Raw genomic sequence first — 17,071 nt, forward strand, 5'->3', positions numbered from 1 at the left:
TCATCGGGAACCTCCAGCGCTGGTGATGTTCAGCAGCGGCCCCGGACGACCGGCCACGTCGGCGGCCGGCTGCCCGGCCCCGACGGTCAGCCGGACGATCGTGCCGGACGCGGCCCCGAGGCTGCGCCGCACGGTCGCGCCGGGCGAGTTGGTGGGCAGCCAGACCACGCCGTCGGGCATGTCGGTGATCGCCACCGGCAGGGTGAGCGCGCCCCGGTCGGTGCCGACCGTGACCGCGTCGCCCTCGGCCACACCGAGCGCCTCGACGGCGGCCTTGCCGAGCCGGACCACCGAGGGCCGGGCAGTGCCGCCGAGGTGCGGGTCGCCCTCGGTCAGGGTGCCGGCGTCGATCATCTGGTGCCAGGTGGCGAGCACGGCCTCGCCCGGACCCGGTCGGGCCGGCTCGGCCGGCGCCACGGCCGGCGCGGCGGTCCGGCTGCCCCGGGTCGCGGGCAGGGCTCCCAGCTCGCGGCGGACGCTGTTCACGTCTCCGGTGCCGAGCTGCACGTCGAGCTGCGCGGCGATCGCGTCGAGCACCCGGCCGTCGGTCATCGCGGGAGTGTTCAGCACCGCCTCGAAGGTCCGCAGCCGGCCCTCCCAGTCGAGGAAGCTGCCGGCCTTCTCCACCACCGGCGCGACCGGGAAGACCACGTCCGCGCGGCGGGTGACGGCGCTGTGCCGCAGTTCCAGGCTGACCAGGAAGGGCACCTTGTCCAGTGCCTCGTCGGCCAGTCGGGGGTCGGCCAGGTCGGCCGGGTCGACACCGGCCACCACCAGCGCGCCGAGCGCACCGGACGCGGCGGCGGCGAGGATTCCGTCGGTGTCCCGGCCGGGCTGGCTCGGGATGACCCCGGCGGCCAGGCTCCAGGCCCCGGCCAGTTCGGCCCGGCCGGCGGCGTCGGTCACCGGGCGTCCGCCGGGGAGCAGGTTCGGCAGGCAACCGGCGTCGACCGCACCCCGGTCCCCGGCACGCCGGGGAACCCAGGCCAGCTTGGCGCCGGTACGGTCGGCCAGTTCCGCCGCGGCGGAGAGCCCGCCCGGTACGGTGGCCAGCCGCTCGCCGACCAGCAGCACCGCACCCGCCTGGCGCAGCGCCTCGGCGATGGCGGCGTCCCCGGCCAGCAGCCCGGCCTCCTCGCCGGGCGCGGCGGTCAGCACCGTCGCGCCGAGCTTCGCCAGGCCCCGGGTCACGAACGGCGCCAGGGCGAGCACCTTCAGGCCCCGCTTGGAGTACGCCTTCCGCAGCCGCAGGAAGAGGATCGGGCACTCCTCCTCGGGCTCCAGTCCGACCACCACGACGGCGGGCGCCCGCTCGACGTCGGCGTACGTCACCTCGGTCGCCCCGGCCACCGTGCTGGCCAGGAACTGGGACTCCTCGGCGGAGACCGGGCGGGCCCGGAAGTCGATGTCGTTGCTGGACAGTGCCACCCGGGCGAACTTCGCGTAGGCGTACGCGTCCTCGACGGTGAGCCGGCCGCCGGTCAGTACGCCGACCCCGTGGCCCGAGTCGCGAGCCTCGCGCAGCCCGTCGGCGGCGTACGCCAGCGCCTCGCTCCAGGAGGCCTCCCGCAGCTCACCGGTCTTGGCGTCCCGGATCAGCGGGTTCGTGATCCGCTCGTTCGCGGTCGAGTACCGGAAGCCCCAGCGGCCCTTGTCGCAGTTCCACTCCTCGTTCACCGCCGCGTCGTCACCGGCCAGCCGGCGCATGACCTTGCCACGGCGGTGGTCGGTGCGCTGGGCGCAGCCGGCGGAGCAGTGCTCGCAGACGCTCGGCGTGGAGACCAGGTCGAACGGGCGGGCCCGGAACCGGTACTGGGCGCCGGTCAGCGCGCCGACCGGGCAGATCTGCACGGTGTTGCCGGAGAAGTACGAGTTGAACGGGACGTCGCCCTCGTCGCCCTCCTCGCCGCCGTAGACCTCGTCCCGGTAGACGTTGATCTCCTCGGCGCTGGACCGGCCCATCAGGTCGATGAACTTGTCGCCGGCGATCTCCTCGGAGAACCGGGTGCAGCGCTGGCACAGTACGCACCGCTCCCGGTCCAGCAGCACCTGGCTGGAGATGTTGATCGGCTTCTCGTACTCGCGCTTCTGCTCGTGGAAGCGGGTCTCGGGGCGGCCGGTCGACATCGCCTGGTTCTGTAGCGGGCACTCGCCGCCCTTGTCGCACATCGGGCAGTCGAGGGGGTGGTTGACCAGGAGCAGCTCCATGATCCCCTCCTGCGCCTTCTTGGCGACCGGAGAGGTGAGCTGGGTACGGACCACCATGCCGTCGGCCACGGCCTGGGTGCAGGAGGCGACCGGCTTGCGCTGGCCCTCCACGTCGACCAGGCACTGCCGGCAGGCGCCGGCCGGCGCGAGCAGCGGATGGTCGCAGAACCGTGGGATCTCGATGCCCAACTGTTCGGCGACCCGGATCAGCAGCGCGCCCTTCGGCGCCGTCACCTCGATGCCGTCGATGGTGAGCGTGACGGTGTCGGTCTTCTTGGCAACGTCCGTCATCAGTGCGCTCCTACCAGGGTCTTCTCCGACAGCTTGGGAGCCGTCCGGCCCTCGATGTAGTCGAGGTAGTCCTGCTTGAAGTACTGCAACGAGGAGGTCACCGGGCTGGTCGCGCCGTCGCCGAGGCCGCAGAACGAACGGCCGAGGATGTTGTCGCAGGTGTCCAGCAGGGTGTCCAGGTCCTCGTGGGTGCCCTGACCGGCCAGGATCCGCCGGTAGGTGCGGACCATCCAGTAGTTGCCCTCCCGGCACGGCGTGCACTTACCGCACGACTCGTGGTGGTAGAACTCCAGCCACCGGTAGGTGGCGTAGACCGGGCAGTCCTGGTCGGAGAAGATCTGCGTCGCGGTGGTGCCGAGGATCGAGCCGGCCGCCGCCACCCCTTCGAAGTCCAGCGGTACGTCCAGGTGCTCGGCGGCGAGCAGCGGGGTGGAGGAGCCACCGGGGGTCCAGAACCGCAGGTTGTGACCGGGCTGCATGCCACCGGCCAGTTCGATCAGCTCCCGCAGCGTGATGCCGAGCCCGCACTCGTACTGGCCGGGGTTGACGATCCGGCCGGAGAGCGAGTAGATCATCGGCCCGGACGACTTCTCCGTGCCCATGCTCTTCCACCAGGCGGCCCCGCCCAGCACGATGTACGGCACGCTGGCGATGGTGCCGACGTTGTTGACCACGGTCGGGCAGGCGTACAGGCCGTGGGTCGCCGGGAACGGCGGGCGGAGCCGGGGCTGGCCCCGGAACCCCTCCAGCGAGTCCAGCAGCGCCGTCTCCTCGCCACAGATGTACGCCCCGGCGCCGCTGTGCACCACCAGGTCGAGGTCGAAGCCGGTGCCGAGGATGTTCTTGCCGAGATAGCCGGCCCGGTACGCCTCGTCGACGGCGTTGCGCAGCCGCCGGGCGGCGTGCACCGCCTCGCCTCGGATGTAGATGTACGCCCGGTTGGCCCGGATCGCGTACGAGGCGATGATGACACCCTCGACCAGCGAGTGCGGGTCATGGGTCATCAGCGGCAGGTCCTTGCAGGTGCCCGGCTCGCCCTCGTCGGCGTTGACCACCAGGTAGTGCGGCTTGCCGTCGCCCTGCGGGATGAAGCCCCACTTGAGTCCGGTCGGGAAGCCGGCCCCACCCCGGCCACGGAGGCCCGAGTCCTTGATCAACTGGATCAGGTCGTCCGGATGCGCGCCGAGCGCCTTGCGCAGCGCGGCGTACCCGTCCAACCGCTGGTAGACGTCGAGCTGCCAGGCGTCCGGCGACAGCCAGCGCTTGGTGAGCACCGGGGTCAGCTTCTCCAGCGTCTCCCGCCGAGGCGTCGTACTCATTGCTTATCGGCCTCCTTGAGCGAGCGCTCCTGTGCGTCCGACCCGTCGCCGGCCGGCTTGCCGTCGCTGGCCGGCTGGTTGGCGGCGGACCCGGCCGCCTCGGCGGCCCTGGCGTCGCCCGGTCCGGCCGGTACGCCGTCGACCGGCGCCTTGGTGCCGGGTGCGTCCGGTGCCGGGGTCTTGGCGTCCGGCGCCCGGGTCTCGGCGGTACGCACCTGCGGCGACTTGTCGTCCGGGGCCTTCACGTCCGGCGCGGTACTGCCGGTGGCGGCGGCCGGTCGGGTGGTCGCCGGGGCGGACGCGTCGCCGGTGTCCCGGCCCTTGATCGGGGTGTTCGGGTCGTAGCCGGCCACCGAGATGCCGTGCTGCTGGGCGAGCCGCAGCCCGCGCAGCGTCGGGTCGCCGGCCACGCCGTCGGCCACCGCCTCCTGGCGCGGGTCGCTGAACCCGGCCAGTTGCAGCGACATCTCCTTGAGCGTGCAGAGTCGGGCGCCCCGGCTCGGCTGCGGCCGGTTGCCGGCCCGCAGCTCGTTGACCACGCCGACCGCGCTGTCCGGGTCGACCTGGTCGAAGAAGTCGTAGTTGACGGTCATCACCGGGCCGTAGTCGCAGGCGGCCAGGCACTCGGCGTGCTCCAGCGTGATGCTGCCGTCCGGAGTGGTCTCGTCGTGCCCGACGCCGAGGTGCTCGGTCAGGGCGTCGTAGACCTGCTGCCCGCCGAGCACGTTGCACATGGTGTTGGTGCAGACGCTGACCAGCCAGTCGCCGGTCGGCCGGCGCTTGTACATGGTGTAGAAGGTCGCCACGGCGCCGACCTGCGCCTTGTTCAGTCCGAGTACGTCGGCACAGAACTCGACGCCGGCCGGGGAGACGTACCCCTCCTCGGACTGCACGAGGTGCAGCAGCGGCAGCAGCGCCGAGCGGGACCGGTCGGCCGGATAGCGGGCGACGATCTCCGCCGCCCGGTCGTCCAGCTTCGCGTGCAGGTCCGCGCTGCGCCCGCCGGTCCGCTGGCCCGGCACTGGGCCGGGTCCGGCCGTCGCGCCGTTGAGCTGAGTCTCAGTCATTTAGCGATCACACCCACCCATCACCGGGTCCAGCGACGCGCCGCCCGCGATCACGTCGGCGATCAGGCCGCCCTCGGCCATCGCCGGAAGCGCCTGGAGGTTGACGAAGCTGGGCTCGCGGTAGTGCACCCGGTACGGCCGGGTGCCTCCGTCGGAGACCGCGTGCACGCCCAGCTCGCCGCGGGGCGACTCGATGCCGACGTAGACCTGCCCCGGGGGCACCCGGAAGCCCTCGGTGACCAGCTTGAAGTGGTGGATCAGCGACTCCATCGACTGACCCATGATCTTGGCGACGTGCTCCAGCGAGTTGCCCATCCCGTCGACCCCGATGGCGAGCTGCGCCGGCCAGGCGATCTTCTTGTCGGCAACCATGATGGGGCCGGGGCGGAGCCTGTCCAGCGCCTGCTCGACGATCTTGAGCGACTCGCGCATCTCGGCCATCCGGACCAGGTAGCGGCCCCAGACGTCGCCGGTCTCGGTGGTCGGCACGGCGAACTCGTAGTTCTCGTAGCCGCAGTACGGCATGGTCTTGCGGATGTCCCAGGCCAGGCCGGCCGAGCGGAGCACCGGGCCGGTGACGCCCAGCGCCACACAACCGGTCACGTCCAGCACGGCCACGTTCTTGGTGCGCTCCGTCCAGATCGGCTGGCCGGAGAGCATGTCCTCGTATTCCTTCAGCTTCTTCGGCAGCAGCTTCAGGAACTCGCGGATCTTGACGATCGCCTCGTCCGGCACGTCCTGGGCGACCCCGCCCGGCCGGACGTACGCCATGTTCATCCGCAGGCCGGTGATCATCTCGAAGATGTCGAGGACGTACTCGCGCTCGCGGAAGCCGTAGAGCATCACGTTGACCGCGCCGAGTTCCATCGCTGTGGTGGCGATCCAGACCAGGTGCGAGGAGATCCGGTTGAGCTCCATCATCAGCACCCGGATGGTGGTGGCCCGCTCGGTGATCTCGTCGGTGATGCCGAGCAGCTTCTCCACCGCCAGGCTGTACGCGGTCTCGTTGAACAGCGGCGAGAGGTAGTCCATCCGGGTGACGAACGTGCTGCCCTGCACCCAGTTCCGGTACTCGATGTTCTTTTCGATCCCGGTGTGCAGGTAGCCGACCACCGCCCGGGCCTCGCGGACGGTCTCGCCCTCGAGTTCCAGGATCAGTCGGAGCACGCCGTGCGTCGACGGGTGCTGCGGACCCATGTTGACGACGATCCGCTCGTCGTTGATCGGGTCGTGCCCGCTGACCACGGAATCCCAGTCGCCACCGGTGACGGTGAAGACCCGACCCTCGGTGGTCTCCCGGGACTCGGCGTAGCTCGGGTTCGTCGAGGTGCTCATTGGTACGACCTCCGCTGATCGGGCGGTGGGATCTCGGCGCCCTTGTACTCGACCGGCACACCGCCGAGCGGGTAGTCCTTGCGCTGCGGGTGGCCCTCCCAGTCGTCCGGCATCAGGATCCGGGTCAGGCTGGGGTGGCCGTCGAAGACGACGCCGAACATGTCGTACGCCTCCCGCTCCTGCCAGTCGGCCGTGGGGTAGACCGCGGTGACGCTGGCCACGTGCGGGTCTTCGGCGCTCACCGCCACCTCCAGCCGGATCACCCGGCGGTAGGTCATCGAGGTGAGCTGGTAGACGACGTGCAGCCGGCGCTGGTCGGTGCCGAGGTAGTCCACTCCGGAGACCGAGGAGCAGAGTTCGAAGCGCAGGGCGGCATCGTCGCGCAGCACCTGGCAGACCTCGGCGATCCGCTCCGGGCGGACGTGCAGGGTCAGCTCGCCCCGGTCGACCACGATCTTCTCGATCGCGTCCGCGAAGCCGGGGTACGCCTCCTCCAGCGCGTCCCGGACCTCGTCGAAGTAGCCGCCGTACGGCCGAGGGCTGTCCACCACGCCGACCCGCTGCCGGACCAGGCCACCGAAGCCGGAGGTGTCGCCGCTGCCGTGGATGCCGAACATGCCGCGCCCGGCGGCGGTGGCCGGCGGGAACTCGGCCGGCGCCCCGCTGGTCGCGCCGACCGGCGGCCGGGCCACCGGCACGCCGCCACCATTCTGGCCGGGCTTGCTGGGCTCGCTCATGACGTCTCCTCGCTGCGCTCGTCGACGTCATGAGCTGTAAGACTGAGCCGGCTGATTCGCTCGCTCCGCTCGCTCATCGGTCGGTCCTTCCGACGAGGTGGTTCTGCGCCTTCATCCAGTTCTCGATCCGGAGCTGCTCCTCGCGGCCCTCGGCCACCGCCTTCGTCCACTCGGCCCGCCGGGCCTTGTCGTTGTGGTACGACGACGGCATCGAACCGGGTGCGACCACTGGGATGTCACCCCGGGCGCGGCGCGCCTCCAGCATCTTGCGCCCGTTCGGGCCGAGCGGCTCGTGGCCGATCTTCTCGCGCAGCTTGAGGATCGCGTCGATCAGCATCTCGGGGCGGGGCGGGCAGCCGGGCAGGTACATGTCCACCGGCACGATGTGGTCGACGCCCTGGACGATCGCGTAGTTGTTGAACATGCCGCCGCTGCTGGCGCAGACGCCCATCGAGATCACCCAACGGGGCTCGGCCATCTGGTCGTAGATCTGGCGCAGCACCGGGGCCATCTTCTGACTGACCCGGCCGGCCACGATCATCAGGTCGGCCTGCCGGGGCGAGGCACGGAAGACCTCCATGCCCCATCGACCGAGGTCGTAGTGGGACCCGCCGGCCGCCATCATCTCGATCGCGCAACAGGCCAGCCCGAAGGTGGCGCCCCAGAAGGACGACTTCCGGGACCAGTTGACCAGTTTCTCGACCGAGGTGAGCAGGATGCCGGCCGGGAGCTTTTCCTCGATACCCATCTGACGACCTCCCTCAGTCCCAGTCCAGGCCGCCGCGACGCCACACGTAGGCGTACGCGACGAAGACCGCGACGATGAACAGCACCATCTCCACGAAGGCGAATGTCCCCAGCACGTCGAAGGAGACAGCCCACGGATACAGGAAGATGATCTCGATATCGAAGACGATGAACAGCATCGCCGTCAGGTAGAACTTGATCGGGAACCGTCCGCCGCCGACCGGCTGCGGGCTCGGTTCGATACCGCACTCGTACGCCTCGAGCTTGGCCTTGTTGTAGCGCCGGGGGCCGGCGAGACGGGCTGAGGCGACGGAGAACAGCGCGAACCCCGCAGCGAGGGCGAACAGCCCGATGATGGGTACGTACGGCGAGAGCGACATCGTTTTCTCCTGCTCGTCCTTCCCGGCCCTCGGTCAATTTCCAAATTCACACTATTCACAGTCCTTCGGGCGACGTTGCCCGGGGTGCCGCCGTGGCCCGCGCACGGACCCGGCGACCGTTCACACTGCCGGAGCCACCTTCGTCATCGCGTTGATGACCCGGTCCATCGCGTCACCGCCGCGCGGATCGGTCAGGTTCGCCAGCAGCTTGAGCACGAACCGCATCAGGGTCGGATGCGGCATCCCGTGCTTGGTGGCGATCCGCATCACCTGCGGATTGCCGATCATCTTCACGAAGATGTTGCCGAGCCGGTAGTAGCCGCCGTAGCGGGCCTTCAACTCGGCGGGGTATCCGGCCAGGGCGCGCTCCCGCTCGGCGCCGGCAGGTCGGGCCAGCGCCTGCACCGCCACCTCGGCGGCGAGCTCGCCGGACTCCATCGCGTACGCGATGCCCTCGCCGTTGAACGGGTTGACCATGCCGCCGGAGTCACCGACCAGCAGCACGCCCCGGGTGTAGTGCGGCACCCGGTTGAAGCCCATCGGCAGCGCGGCGCCGAGGATCGGGCCGTCCGCGTTGGACTCGTCGGTCATGCCCCACTCGGCCGGGGTGTTGGCCAGCCAGTCGGTGAGCAACCGCCGGTAGTTGGTCTTGCCGAACGCGGCCGAGGAGTTCAGCGCGCCCAGCCCGACGTTGACCCTGCCGTCGCCCATCCCGAAGATCCAGCCGTACCCGGGCAGCAGCTTGTCGGGGTTCTCCTTGCTGCGCAGTTCCAACCACGACTCCAGGTAGTTGTCGTCGTGCTTGGCCGGCGAGCGGTAGTAGCGACGGACCGCCACCCCGATCGGCCGGTCCTCCCGCTTGTTGAGGCCGAGCGCCAGCGGGAGCCGCCCGGAGACGCCGTCGGCGGCCACCACCAGCGGCGCGTGGAAGCTCGCCGGAGCCTTGTCCGGGCCGATCTCGGCGTTGACCCCGATCGACCGGCCGGAGCCGTCGAGCACCGGGCCGGTCACGTTGACCCCGGTACGCAGCTCCGCGCCGGCCCCGGCCGCGCGCTTGGCGAGCAGGTCGTCGAAGTCGAGCCGGGTCCGGACGAGTCCGTAGTTGGGGAAGCTGGCCAGCTCGGGCCAGTCGAGTTCGAGCCGGATGCCGCCGCCGATGACCCGCAGGCCCCGGTTGCGCAGCCAGCCGGCCTCGGGGGAGGTGTCGATGCCCATCTTGACGAGCTGCTTGACCGCCCTGGGGGTGAGTCCGTCGCCGCAGACCTTCTCGCGGGGGAACTCGGTCTTCTCCAGCAGCAGTACGCGTACGCCGTGTCGGGCCAGGTGATAGGCGGTGGTCGATCCGCCCGGACCGGCGCCCACCACGATGACATCCGCGTCGTTTTCGATCGCCGTCATCCGCGCCTCCCCTCCCGATCGCTCGTGAAATGCTTCACAAGCCTGGTCCGGGGAGGAGTCTAAGACCGCGAAGTGGCCGGCAACCGGTTAGGTGAACCTAACTTGCCGAGGTAGGCGTGATGGCTACGTTCGGCGGTGCATTCAGGCGCGATCCTCTCCGTCCCGCTGCGCGGGCCGGCGCTCGATCGGTCCCGGCGTGACCGGTCCCGGCTCCCCCGGATGCGGGTCGGCCGGGTGCGGATCCACGGGGTGCGGATCGGTCGGTCCCGGGGCGGCCGGATGTGGATCCCCCGGGCCGGGGCCCGCCGGATGCGGGTCGGCCGGACCGGGCCGACCCGGCTGCGGTTGACCCGGCTGCGGCTGCGCCGGATGCGGTTCCGGCGGGGTCGGGGTGACCGGATGCGGCTCCACCGGGAAGCCGTCGGCCCGGGGCGCCCCGGCCCCGTTCGACCGGCTCGACTGGGTGGCGAATCCGGCGGCGTACGGGTCGCCGGCCGAGGAGCGGTCCCGCAGCAGGTCGCCGCCGTTCCCGTCCCGCTCCGACACCGGATCGGTCGGGTAGGGGCCGTCGTCGAGTTCCGGCATCCGCTCGTCGGCTTCGGTCGCCCGCTCGCTCTCGTACGGCAGTTGCTCCCGGAGCGATCCGCCGCTGACCCGGTCGAGCGCGGCCAGCACCTCGGCGACCACGGTCCGCACGGCGACCGGGTCGGGCCCGGCCAACTCCCGGATCTGGGCGATCAACTCGGCCGCCTCGGCCTCCGGACCCGGCGCCTCGTCGCTCGCGCTCTCCGTCGAGTTCGCGGCCTCCGATTTTGGCGAGTTCACGGCCTCAGGCTCTGGCGAGTTCGCGGCCTGCGGTTCTGGCGAGTTCGCGGCCTGCGGCGAATTCGCGCTCTCCGGCGAATTCACCGCCTCCGGCGTTTTGTCGGTCGACCGCTCCTCGCCGTCGACCTGCCGGTCTGCGCCCGTCATGGGCGCAGCCTACGGGCTCAAAAGCCCCTTTGCTGATTAAACCGACTATAAGCCATTTCAACCGGCGAAACTTCAGGATTTGATCGCCCGATGCAGGGCGACGATCCCGCCGGTCAGGTTCCGCCACGCCACCCGCTCCCAGCCCGCCCGCGCGATCAGGCCGGCCAGGCCCGCCTGATCCGGCCAGGCCCGGACCGACTCGGCGAGATAGACGTACGCGTCCGGGTTGCTGGACACCGCCCGGGCCACCGTCGGCAGGGAACGCATCAGGTAGGACAGGTAGACGGTCCGGAAGACCGGATTCGTCGGCGTGCTGAACTCGCAGACCACCAGCCGTCCACCCGGCCGGGTCACCCGGGCCATCTCCCGGAGCGCCGCCTCGGTGTCGACGACGTTCCGCAGGGCCAGCGAGATGGTGACCGCGTCGAACGACTCGTCGGGGAACGGCAGCCGCAGCGCGTCGCCGGCCAGCAGCGGCACCTCCGGCCGGACCCGTCGCCCGGCCCGGAGCATCCCGATGGAGAGGTCCAGCCCCACCGCGTACGCCCCGGAGGTGGCCAGTTCGGCGGTGGAGACGCCGGTGCCCGCGCCCACGTCGAGCACCTGGTCGTCCGGCTTGAGGTCGAGGGCCGCCAGGGTGGCCCGACGCCAGCCCCGGTCCTGCCCGAACGAGATCACGGTGTTGGTCAGGTCATAGCGGGACGCCACTTCGTCGAACATCGCCGCGACCTCGTGCGGCTGCTTGTCCAGGCTGGCCCGGCGTCCGGACGGGGTACGGGTCACGCCGGACGAGTCTGCCAGCCATCGGGCCGCGGGAGTGGCCCGGGGGCGCCGGGCATGGCGCCGGATACACCACGGGCGAGACGGTTACCCGTCTCGCCCGTCATGCCGTGCGTTATGTGAACGGCCCTCATGGACCGATAGAGGACGACCCCTGGTCGTACGCATCCTGACCTACCCGGCCAGGACCGGGTGCGGTAATCAGGAAGTACGTCCCGGACGTTATCGGTTGCGCGTGGTACGTCGCGGTTCCTTGATCCAACTGTTATGACCGATGAACCGGCCCCGACTTCCAAGAATGTCCAGGTTCGAGGGCCTTCTGAGCGGCGTACTCGCCATTAGGTCAGCGGATCGGAGCAAATGATCGGCCCTCCGCCCAACCGGCGATGGACCGAACGGATGACGGTAACCGGGACGCCCGATTCGGCTCGACCAAGGTCAATACTTACGGCCGGGTCAGCGCGCCTCGACGAGCGGCAGGCTCCGGCCGGCGCCGCCACCGGGCAGCGCGATCGAGGAGAAGTGCGAGACCACCCGGTCGTCGGTCGGATCGTCCGCCGGGGTGTGGTGCACCGCGAGATGCCGGTAGAGCGTGTCCCGCTGGGCCGGGATCCGGCCGGCGGAGCGGATCATCCAGATCAGCTCGTGCAGGTTGGACCGGTGCCGGGCACCGGCCGAGGAGATGACGTTCTCCTCCAGCATGATCGAGCCGAGGTCGTCGACCCCCATGTGCAGGGCGAGCTGGCCGACGTCCTTGCCGGTGGTCAGCCAGGACGCCTGCAGGTGCGGGACGGTCTCGAAGAACAGCCGGGCCACCGCGATCAGCCGCAGGTACTCCAGGGTGGTCGCCTGGGTACGCCCCTTCAGGTGGTTGTTCTCCGGCTGGTACGTCCACGGGATGAAGGACCGGAAGCCCCCGGTACGGTCCTGCACGTCCCGGATCATCCGCATGTGCTCGATCCGCTCGGCGTTCGTCTCGCCGGTACCCATCATCATCGTCGCGGTGGACTCGATGCCCTGGCGGTGGGCGAGTTCCATCACCTCCAGCCAGCGGGCACCCGACTCCTTCAGCGGAGCGATGGCCTTACGCGGCCGGTCGGGCAGCATCTCGGCGCCGGCACCGGCGATCGAGTCCAGCCCGGCCGTCCTGATCCGGCTGATCGCCTCGTCGAGCGAGACGCCGGAGACCTTCGCCATGTGCAGGATCTCGCTCGGCCCGATCGAGTGGATCGCGAGCTGCGGGTACGCCTTCTTGACCGAGGAGAACAGCTCCTCGTAGTACTCGACGCCGTAGTCGGGGTGGTGGCCACCCTGCAACATCACCTGGGTCGCACCCAGCTCGACCGCCTCGCCGCACCGGCGCAGGATCTCCTCGGTCGGGTGGGTCCAGCCCTCCTTGTGCTTCGGCGCCCGGTAGAAGGCGCAGAACTTGCAGGCGGTCACGCAGACGTTCGTGTAGTTGATGTTGCGGTCGATCAGGTACGTCACGATGTTGTCCGGGTACCGCCGCCGGCGTACCGCGTCCGCCGCCTCGCCGAGCGGGTGCAGGGGCGCCTCGGTGTAGAGCAGCAGCGCCTCCTCGGGCGTGATCCGCCCACCGTCCGCGCCGCGCTGCAGGATGCTGTCGATTTCCCGGCTCAACGTCACGGAACCGAGGGTACGCCGCGCCAGGTCGGGCCAGCACCCGCCGCCCGTGGATGTCGGCGGGCCCACCCTCGGGCCGCCGGGAACCCTCTCCGGCGGGCGTCGCGGGGTGCGTCGACGAGGGGCGCGTTGCGGGTGGCACCGATTATCGAAGGATGTTCACCGACACGTGGGGACGGCTGCGTCGGCGGCTGGCGGACGTCGTACCGGGGCGATCCCCCGACCGGCCCGTTCCCGGGCCGGTCGCCGACGGACCGGAGCTGGTGCGGACGCTGGCGGACCGGGCCGACCGGCTGCACCGCGAGGGGAAGCCGGACCTCGCCGCCGAGTCCCTGGCCGAGGCCGTGGCGCTGGGCCGGGACGTCACCGGTGCCGACTGGGGCGACGCGCTGACGCAGCTGGCGGACGCGCTCTCCCGGGCCGCCCGCGCCGACGAGGCGGTGGCGACCGCCCGGGCGGCGGTGGCCGCGTTCGGCGACCAGCGGAGCGCGGGGCGGGCCGAGGCACTGCGGCGGCTCGGCCGGCACCTGCTCTCCGTCGGCAACTCCGACGAGGCGGTGGTCGTCGTCCGGGAGGCGGCGGAGCTGTACGCGTCCCTCGCCGGCCCACTCGCGGTCCGGCACGGCAAGGCCCTGTTCATGGCCCAGTACGAACTGGCCATGGCGCTCGGCGTCGTCGGGCGGTACGAGGAGGCGATCACCGCCGCGACCCAGCCGCTGCTGACGTTACGGATCCAGGACCGCCTGCACGTCGCCCGGGGTCGGCGGCACTACGCGGACCTGCTGTTCCGGGTCGCGTCCTGGCAGGGGGAACTGGACCGGCCGGCCGAGGCGGTGGAGAACGCGCGGCCGGCGGTCGCCCAGCTCCGGCGGGTCGTCGCCACCGACGCGCTGGACGACGACCTGGACAAGCTGGCCCACGTACTGGTGGTGCTGGCCCGGCAACTCCGCCGACTCGATCGCGACATCGAGGCGGTGCCCCCGTTGCGGGAGGCGGTCGCACTCTGGCAACGCCTGCCGGACGGCGACAACGACCTGGCCAAGTCGTCGATCGAACTCAGCCGCCTGTACCGGGACCTCGGTGGTCACGACGACGCGGCGCTGGCGGCCCAGCAGACCGCGGTCGACGCCGGCCGGCGGCTGGTCGCGGTCGATGCCGAGTACTACGAGGGCAGGCTGGCCGCTTCCCTGCTGGCGCTCGCCGAACGCGCCAGGGCGGCCGGCTCGACCCCGGACGCCCTGCCCGCCTGCGACGAGGCGGTCTCGATCGCCCGCCGGCTCGTCCAGTACGCCGCGTTCGCCCCCGCCCCCGAACGGCAGTGGTGCGAGGGACTGCTGTTGGGCGGGTTGACCGAGCTGGCGTGCCTGCACGCCGAGGGTGGGCGCCGGACGGAGGCGGTGGACACGATGGCCGAACTCGACGGCCTGGCCGCCGGGCTGATTCTCGATGCCGACCAGCGCGACTGGGTCGACAGCACCTACGCGTTCGTCCGCGAGGTGGCGCCGGACGAGTGTGACCGGCGGGGCCTTCCCGGATCCTCCGGGGCGGTCGAGGACTGACGCCGCCCCGGAGGCCGACGGCGGGTCAGGTGGTGCAGCTTCCGTTGTCCGGGTTCACGCACTTGGCCCGGCTCCACAGCGTCTCGAAGTTGTTGTGGAAGTCGTTCCAGACGGTCGGATGTTCGATCTTTACCAGCGTCTCGTCGTGGTCGGTCAGCGCGGGGTCGGTGACGTTGTGCGAGCCGGTGAAGACGACGCTCCGCCCGGCCACCCCGGCGAAGGTGCCCCGGATGATGATGTTCTTCGAGTGCAGCGTGACCACCCGGCCGTCGTAGTTGCTGGCCTCGGCGTCGTAGTACTTCTTCAGCGAGACGTTCGGCTGCCCGTTCAGCGTGGCGTACGCGGTGCTGCCCATCGAGCCGTAGACCACCCGTACCCGGCAGCCCATCCGGCCGATCCGGCGCAGCTCGCTGGCGACCTGCGGGCGGGCGTCGGTGAACTGGGCGTGCGCCACGTCCACGGAGCAGCCGCTGGCGTACGCGTCCACCTCGGCGAGCCGGTTCGCCAGGGTGTCGCTGTCCGCCCGGGGCGAGTGGTAGACGGTGACGGCCGTGGTCGGCGACTTGTAGTAGCCGTTGGCGGCGTTGAAGTAGTCGTTGTTCTTGCGCTGCGCCCGCATGTCGTTGAAGTACGCCGTGAAGTGGTCGTACAGCTCGTAGTCCTCGTGCACGACGAGGGCGCTGTTGAACAGGTTGTTCTGGCTGAAGGTCAGGTTCTGCGAGCTGACGAAGACCACCCGCTTCATCGTGCCGCTGGTGGAGAAGGTGAAGACCTTGTTGTGGTTGATCGAGTTGCTCTTGTTGCCGATGCAGGCAGTCGAGCCGGACACCGTCGACGAGGTCTTGCCGCAGATCACCAGGTCGTCGAGGTTGGCCGAGTTCAGCACCGCCATCGCGGCGTTGTCCGCACCGGTGTTCACCCCGCCGCCGGTCTCGTCCAGGACCACCCGGACGATCACGCCCCGGGCCTGCGCCCGCTTGAGCGCCTCGGCCACCACGGGGGAACTCCAGCTGTACATGAGGCCCCGGATGTAGCCGCCGGCCGGAGCGCCGTCGGCGAGCCGGACCAGCTCGTCCTCGATGGTCCGGTCCCGGGTGCCGTCCTCGGCCGGGATGTTGAACCGGGTGTAGGCCGAGAACGGATCGGCCGCCATGACCGCGCCGTCACCGGCGTCGAGCGGCGCCGACGGGCCGGCCGGCGCGGCCGGTGCGATCCGGCTGGCCGCCACGGCGGGCGGAACGGGCAGCGCCGCCGCCAGCAGGCCGACCGCCACACAGGACGCCAGCCCGATCCGGACCTGGACACGACGCGTACGGAGCATCCTCATGGCTACCTTGTTAGTACAGATCCTTCATCGAGGCAACGATCTGCGTAGATATTTTTCATCAACCGGCGTCGGTCCAACACCTCACCCAGGCAAAGTACGATCCATGCCTTGTCGCGAGAGAATGTGCAGGAGCAGCCGATGATCACCGATGCCGCGCTCACCCGCATCAACGAAGGCGTGCAGCTGCATCATCATCAGGGCCAGCCTGAGGCTGCCCGCGACTTGTTCGCGCAGATCTGGGATGAGATCGGCGGGGAGCGAGGCGACCCCCTGCACGTCTGCGTCCTCGCGCACGCGATGGCCGATGTGCAGGACGACGTCCACCAGGAGTTGCTCTGGGACCAGCGAGCCCTGGCGGCGGCCGACCTGCTCACCGACGACCGGGTCGCCCAGGCCGGGGTGCCGATGTCGGTGGCCGGCCTGTATCCGTCGTTGCACCTCAACCTGGCGGAGTGCTACCGCAAGCTCGGCGATCTCGACCGCGCCCGCGAGTACCTCCAGCGTGCACAGGCGGGGATCGGCGCGCTCGGCGACGACGAGTACGGGCAGCTGATCAAGGGCGGCCTGGATCAGCTGGCACAGCAGCTGACCTCTACGCAGGTGCACGCCAAACCGGATCGGCTGCGCCCCCGGGTCGTTGAGGACGACCAGGGCTAGGGGCCTAGCACACCGATCCTTGATCAGGGCGTTATCCACAGCCACCCGAGTTGTCCACAGACCGCGGCCGGCTCGTCGTAGCCCTACCTGGTCTGCACGCCTCCGGTCGAGACATCGACGAGTTGCGCGATGCCCTTGCCGAAGCCATCGGCTTCTACCTCTCCGACGCCACCCACGAGGTAACGGCCACGGATCTCGAGTTCGTGCCGCCCCCTGAGCTGCGCGATGTCCACATCCGCACGCGCCTGGTGGCCGCATAGCGGCATCAAAAGCACCCCGGACAGCGAGAAGGGCCCTCCGGCTATCCCTCACGGGACGCCGGAGGGCCCCGTTGTTATCGAGGCACCCCAACCCGTCGTAGTCGATCACCACAACATCGACAGCCTGAGCCGCACGGGCGGCGGCCAGCACCCGTTCCGCAGGGTCGGGGCGAATTCGGTCGAGGCGATCGGTCGGGCCCGACTACGGTGCACCGATGCCCGTACGCCCACACCCCGAGAATCCCCTCGACTCGCTGCTGGACGCCAACGACGGCACCACGCTCGCCCGGTTGCGCATGTACGACGACGACGGCCAATGCGTCGCCGCCGACGTACAGCCGCTGCCGGGGCCGCCCTGACCGCCGTTGCCGCGCAGGCCCGGCGAGATTT

Annotated in this window: 16 protein-coding genes; 4 read left to right on the plus strand and 12 right to left on the minus strand. The window is 70.5% G+C overall.

The features are described 5' to 3' along the window. The 11 genes from ACFP2T_RS21055 to mqnC form a co-directional block, all read right to left on the minus strand. Complete coding sequence (locus ACFP2T_RS21055) at positions 1-2,499, minus strand: NADH-quinone oxidoreductase subunit G (RefSeq protein ID WP_377424329.1); 2,499 nt, start codon at positions 2,497-2,499, stop codon at positions 1-3. Beyond that, positions 2,499-3,818, minus strand: a complete 1,320-nt coding sequence (nuoF, locus tag ACFP2T_RS21060; RefSeq protein ID WP_377424330.1) for an NADH-quinone oxidoreductase subunit NuoF — start codon at positions 3,816-3,818, stop codon at positions 2,499-2,501. The genes ACFP2T_RS21055 and nuoF overlap by 1 nt, the downstream gene beginning before the upstream one ends. After that, positions 3,815-4,885 (minus strand): NADH-quinone oxidoreductase subunit NuoE, encoded by a 1,071-nt coding sequence (gene nuoE, locus ACFP2T_RS21065; RefSeq protein WP_377424331.1) that lies wholly within the window; start codon positions 4,883-4,885, stop codon positions 3,815-3,817. Before nuoE ends, nuoF begins: the two co-directional genes overlap by 4 nt. Then, a complete protein-coding gene (locus ACFP2T_RS21070; RefSeq protein ID WP_377424333.1) occupies positions 4,886-6,220 on the minus strand; it encodes an NADH-quinone oxidoreductase subunit D in 1,335 nt (444 codons plus the stop codon). Then, the gene (locus ACFP2T_RS21075) at positions 6,217-6,957 is read right to left on the minus strand and encodes an NADH-quinone oxidoreductase subunit C (RefSeq protein WP_377424334.1); all 741 of its coding nucleotides are present in this window, start codon (positions 6,955-6,957) and stop codon (positions 6,217-6,219) included. Before ACFP2T_RS21075 ends, ACFP2T_RS21070 begins: the two co-directional genes overlap by 4 nt. A gap of 73 nt (positions 6,958-7,030) precedes the next feature. Beyond that, on the minus strand, positions 7,031-7,705 hold the full coding sequence (locus ACFP2T_RS21080; RefSeq protein WP_196200263.1) for a NuoB/complex I 20 kDa subunit family protein: 675 nt from the start codon (positions 7,703-7,705) through the stop codon (positions 7,031-7,033). A gap of 13 nt (positions 7,706-7,718) precedes the next feature. After that, positions 7,719-8,084 (minus strand): NADH-quinone oxidoreductase subunit A, encoded by a 366-nt coding sequence (locus ACFP2T_RS21085; protein WP_196200262.1) that lies wholly within the window; start codon positions 8,082-8,084, stop codon positions 7,719-7,721. Between the two features lie 120 nt (positions 8,085-8,204). Then, on the minus strand, positions 8,205-9,482 hold the full coding sequence (locus ACFP2T_RS21090) for a geranylgeranyl reductase family protein (protein WP_377424335.1): 1,278 nt from the start codon (positions 9,480-9,482) through the stop codon (positions 8,205-8,207). Between the two features lie 141 nt (positions 9,483-9,623). After that, entirely contained in the window at positions 9,624-10,454 is an 831-nt protein-coding gene (locus tag ACFP2T_RS21095; RefSeq protein WP_377424337.1) for a hypothetical protein, read from the minus strand. A gap of 72 nt (positions 10,455-10,526) precedes the next feature. Further along, positions 10,527-11,237: a demethylmenaquinone methyltransferase gene (locus ACFP2T_RS21100; protein ID WP_377424339.1), complete on the minus strand. Its 711-nt coding sequence runs from the start codon at positions 11,235-11,237 to the stop codon at positions 10,527-10,529. Between the two features lie 453 nt (positions 11,238-11,690). After that, positions 11,691-12,881 carry a cyclic dehypoxanthinyl futalosine synthase gene (gene mqnC / locus ACFP2T_RS21105; protein WP_377424340.1) on the minus strand — a complete coding sequence of 397 codons (1,191 nt, stop codon included), beginning with the start codon at positions 12,879-12,881 and terminating at the stop codon, positions 11,691-11,693. Between the two features lie 152 nt (positions 12,882-13,033). On the opposite strand from mqnC, the gene ACFP2T_RS21110 reads away from it, so the two are divergent. After that, positions 13,034-14,437 carry a tetratricopeptide repeat protein gene (locus ACFP2T_RS21110; RefSeq protein ID WP_377424342.1) on the plus strand — a complete coding sequence of 468 codons (1,404 nt, stop codon included), beginning with the start codon at positions 13,034-13,036 and terminating at the stop codon, positions 14,435-14,437. A 25-nt stretch (positions 14,438-14,462) separates the two neighbouring features. Here the strand turns inward: ACFP2T_RS21110 and ACFP2T_RS21115 are convergent, their stop codons facing one another. Then, entirely contained in the window at positions 14,463-15,764 is a 1,302-nt protein-coding gene (locus tag ACFP2T_RS21115; RefSeq protein ID WP_377424343.1) for a phospholipase D-like domain-containing protein, read from the minus strand. Positions 15,765-15,902: 138 nt separating this feature from the next. On the opposite strand from ACFP2T_RS21115, the gene ACFP2T_RS21120 reads away from it, so the two are divergent. From ACFP2T_RS21120 to ACFP2T_RS21130, 3 genes are all read left to right on the plus strand, one after another. After that, on the plus strand, positions 15,903-16,421 hold the full coding sequence (locus ACFP2T_RS21120; protein WP_377424344.1) for a tetratricopeptide repeat protein: 519 nt from the start codon (positions 15,903-15,905) through the stop codon (positions 16,419-16,421). 50 nt (positions 16,422-16,471) lie between these two features. Next, on the plus strand, positions 16,472-16,681 hold the full coding sequence (locus ACFP2T_RS21125) for a type II toxin-antitoxin system HicB family antitoxin (RefSeq protein ID WP_377424345.1): 210 nt from the start codon (positions 16,472-16,474) through the stop codon (positions 16,679-16,681). A gap of 215 nt (positions 16,682-16,896) precedes the next feature. Next, complete coding sequence (locus ACFP2T_RS21130; protein WP_377424346.1) at positions 16,897-17,040, plus strand: hypothetical protein; 144 nt, start codon at positions 16,897-16,899, stop codon at positions 17,038-17,040. The last annotated feature ends 31 nt before the right edge of the window (positions 17,041-17,071 follow it).

Source organism: Plantactinospora solaniradicis (genome assembly GCF_042658085.1).
GTDB lineage: Bacteria > Actinomycetota > Actinomycetes > Mycobacteriales > Micromonosporaceae > Plantactinospora > Plantactinospora solaniradicis.

Bases quoted from the DNA above. Each gene is read 5' to 3' on its own strand.
- ACFP2T_RS21055 (WP_377424329.1), bottom strand. From the start codon at position 2,499: ATGACGGACGTTGCCAAGAAGACCGACACCGTCACGCTCACCATCGAC.
- nuoF (WP_377424330.1), bottom strand. From the start codon at position 3,818: ATGAGTACGACGCCTCGGCGGGAGACGCTGGAGAAGCTGACCCCGGTG.
- nuoE (WP_377424331.1), bottom strand. From the start codon at position 4,885: ATGACTGAGACTCAGCTCAACGGCGCGACGGCCGGACCCGGCCCAGTG.
- ACFP2T_RS21070 (WP_377424333.1), bottom strand. From the start codon at position 6,220: ATGAGCACCTCGACGAACCCGAGCTACGCCGAGTCCCGGGAGACCACC.
- ACFP2T_RS21075 (WP_377424334.1), bottom strand. From the start codon at position 6,957: ATGAGCGAGCCCAGCAAGCCCGGCCAGAATGGTGGCGGCGTGCCGGTG.
- ACFP2T_RS21080 (WP_196200263.1), bottom strand. From the start codon at position 7,705: ATGGGTATCGAGGAAAAGCTCCCGGCCGGCATCCTGCTCACCTCGGTC.
- ACFP2T_RS21085 (WP_196200262.1), bottom strand. From the start codon at position 8,084: ATGTCGCTCTCGCCGTACGTACCCATCATCGGGCTGTTCGCCCTCGCT.
- ACFP2T_RS21090 (WP_377424335.1), bottom strand. From the start codon at position 9,482: ATGACGGCGATCGAAAACGACGCGGATGTCATCGTGGTGGGCGCCGGT.
- ACFP2T_RS21095 (WP_377424337.1), bottom strand. From the start codon at position 10,454: ATGACGGGCGCAGACCGGCAGGTCGACGGCGAGGAGCGGTCGACCGAC.
- ACFP2T_RS21110 (WP_377424342.1), top strand. From the start codon at position 13,034: ATGTTCACCGACACGTGGGGACGGCTGCGTCGGCGGCTGGCGGACGTC.
- ACFP2T_RS21115 (WP_377424343.1), bottom strand. From the start codon at position 15,764: ATGAGGATGCTCCGTACGCGTCGTGTCCAGGTCCGGATCGGGCTGGCG.
- ACFP2T_RS21120 (WP_377424344.1), top strand. From the start codon at position 15,903: ATGATCACCGATGCCGCGCTCACCCGCATCAACGAAGGCGTGCAGCTG.
- ACFP2T_RS21130 (WP_377424346.1), top strand. From the start codon at position 16,897: ATGCCCGTACGCCCACACCCCGAGAATCCCCTCGACTCGCTGCTGGAC.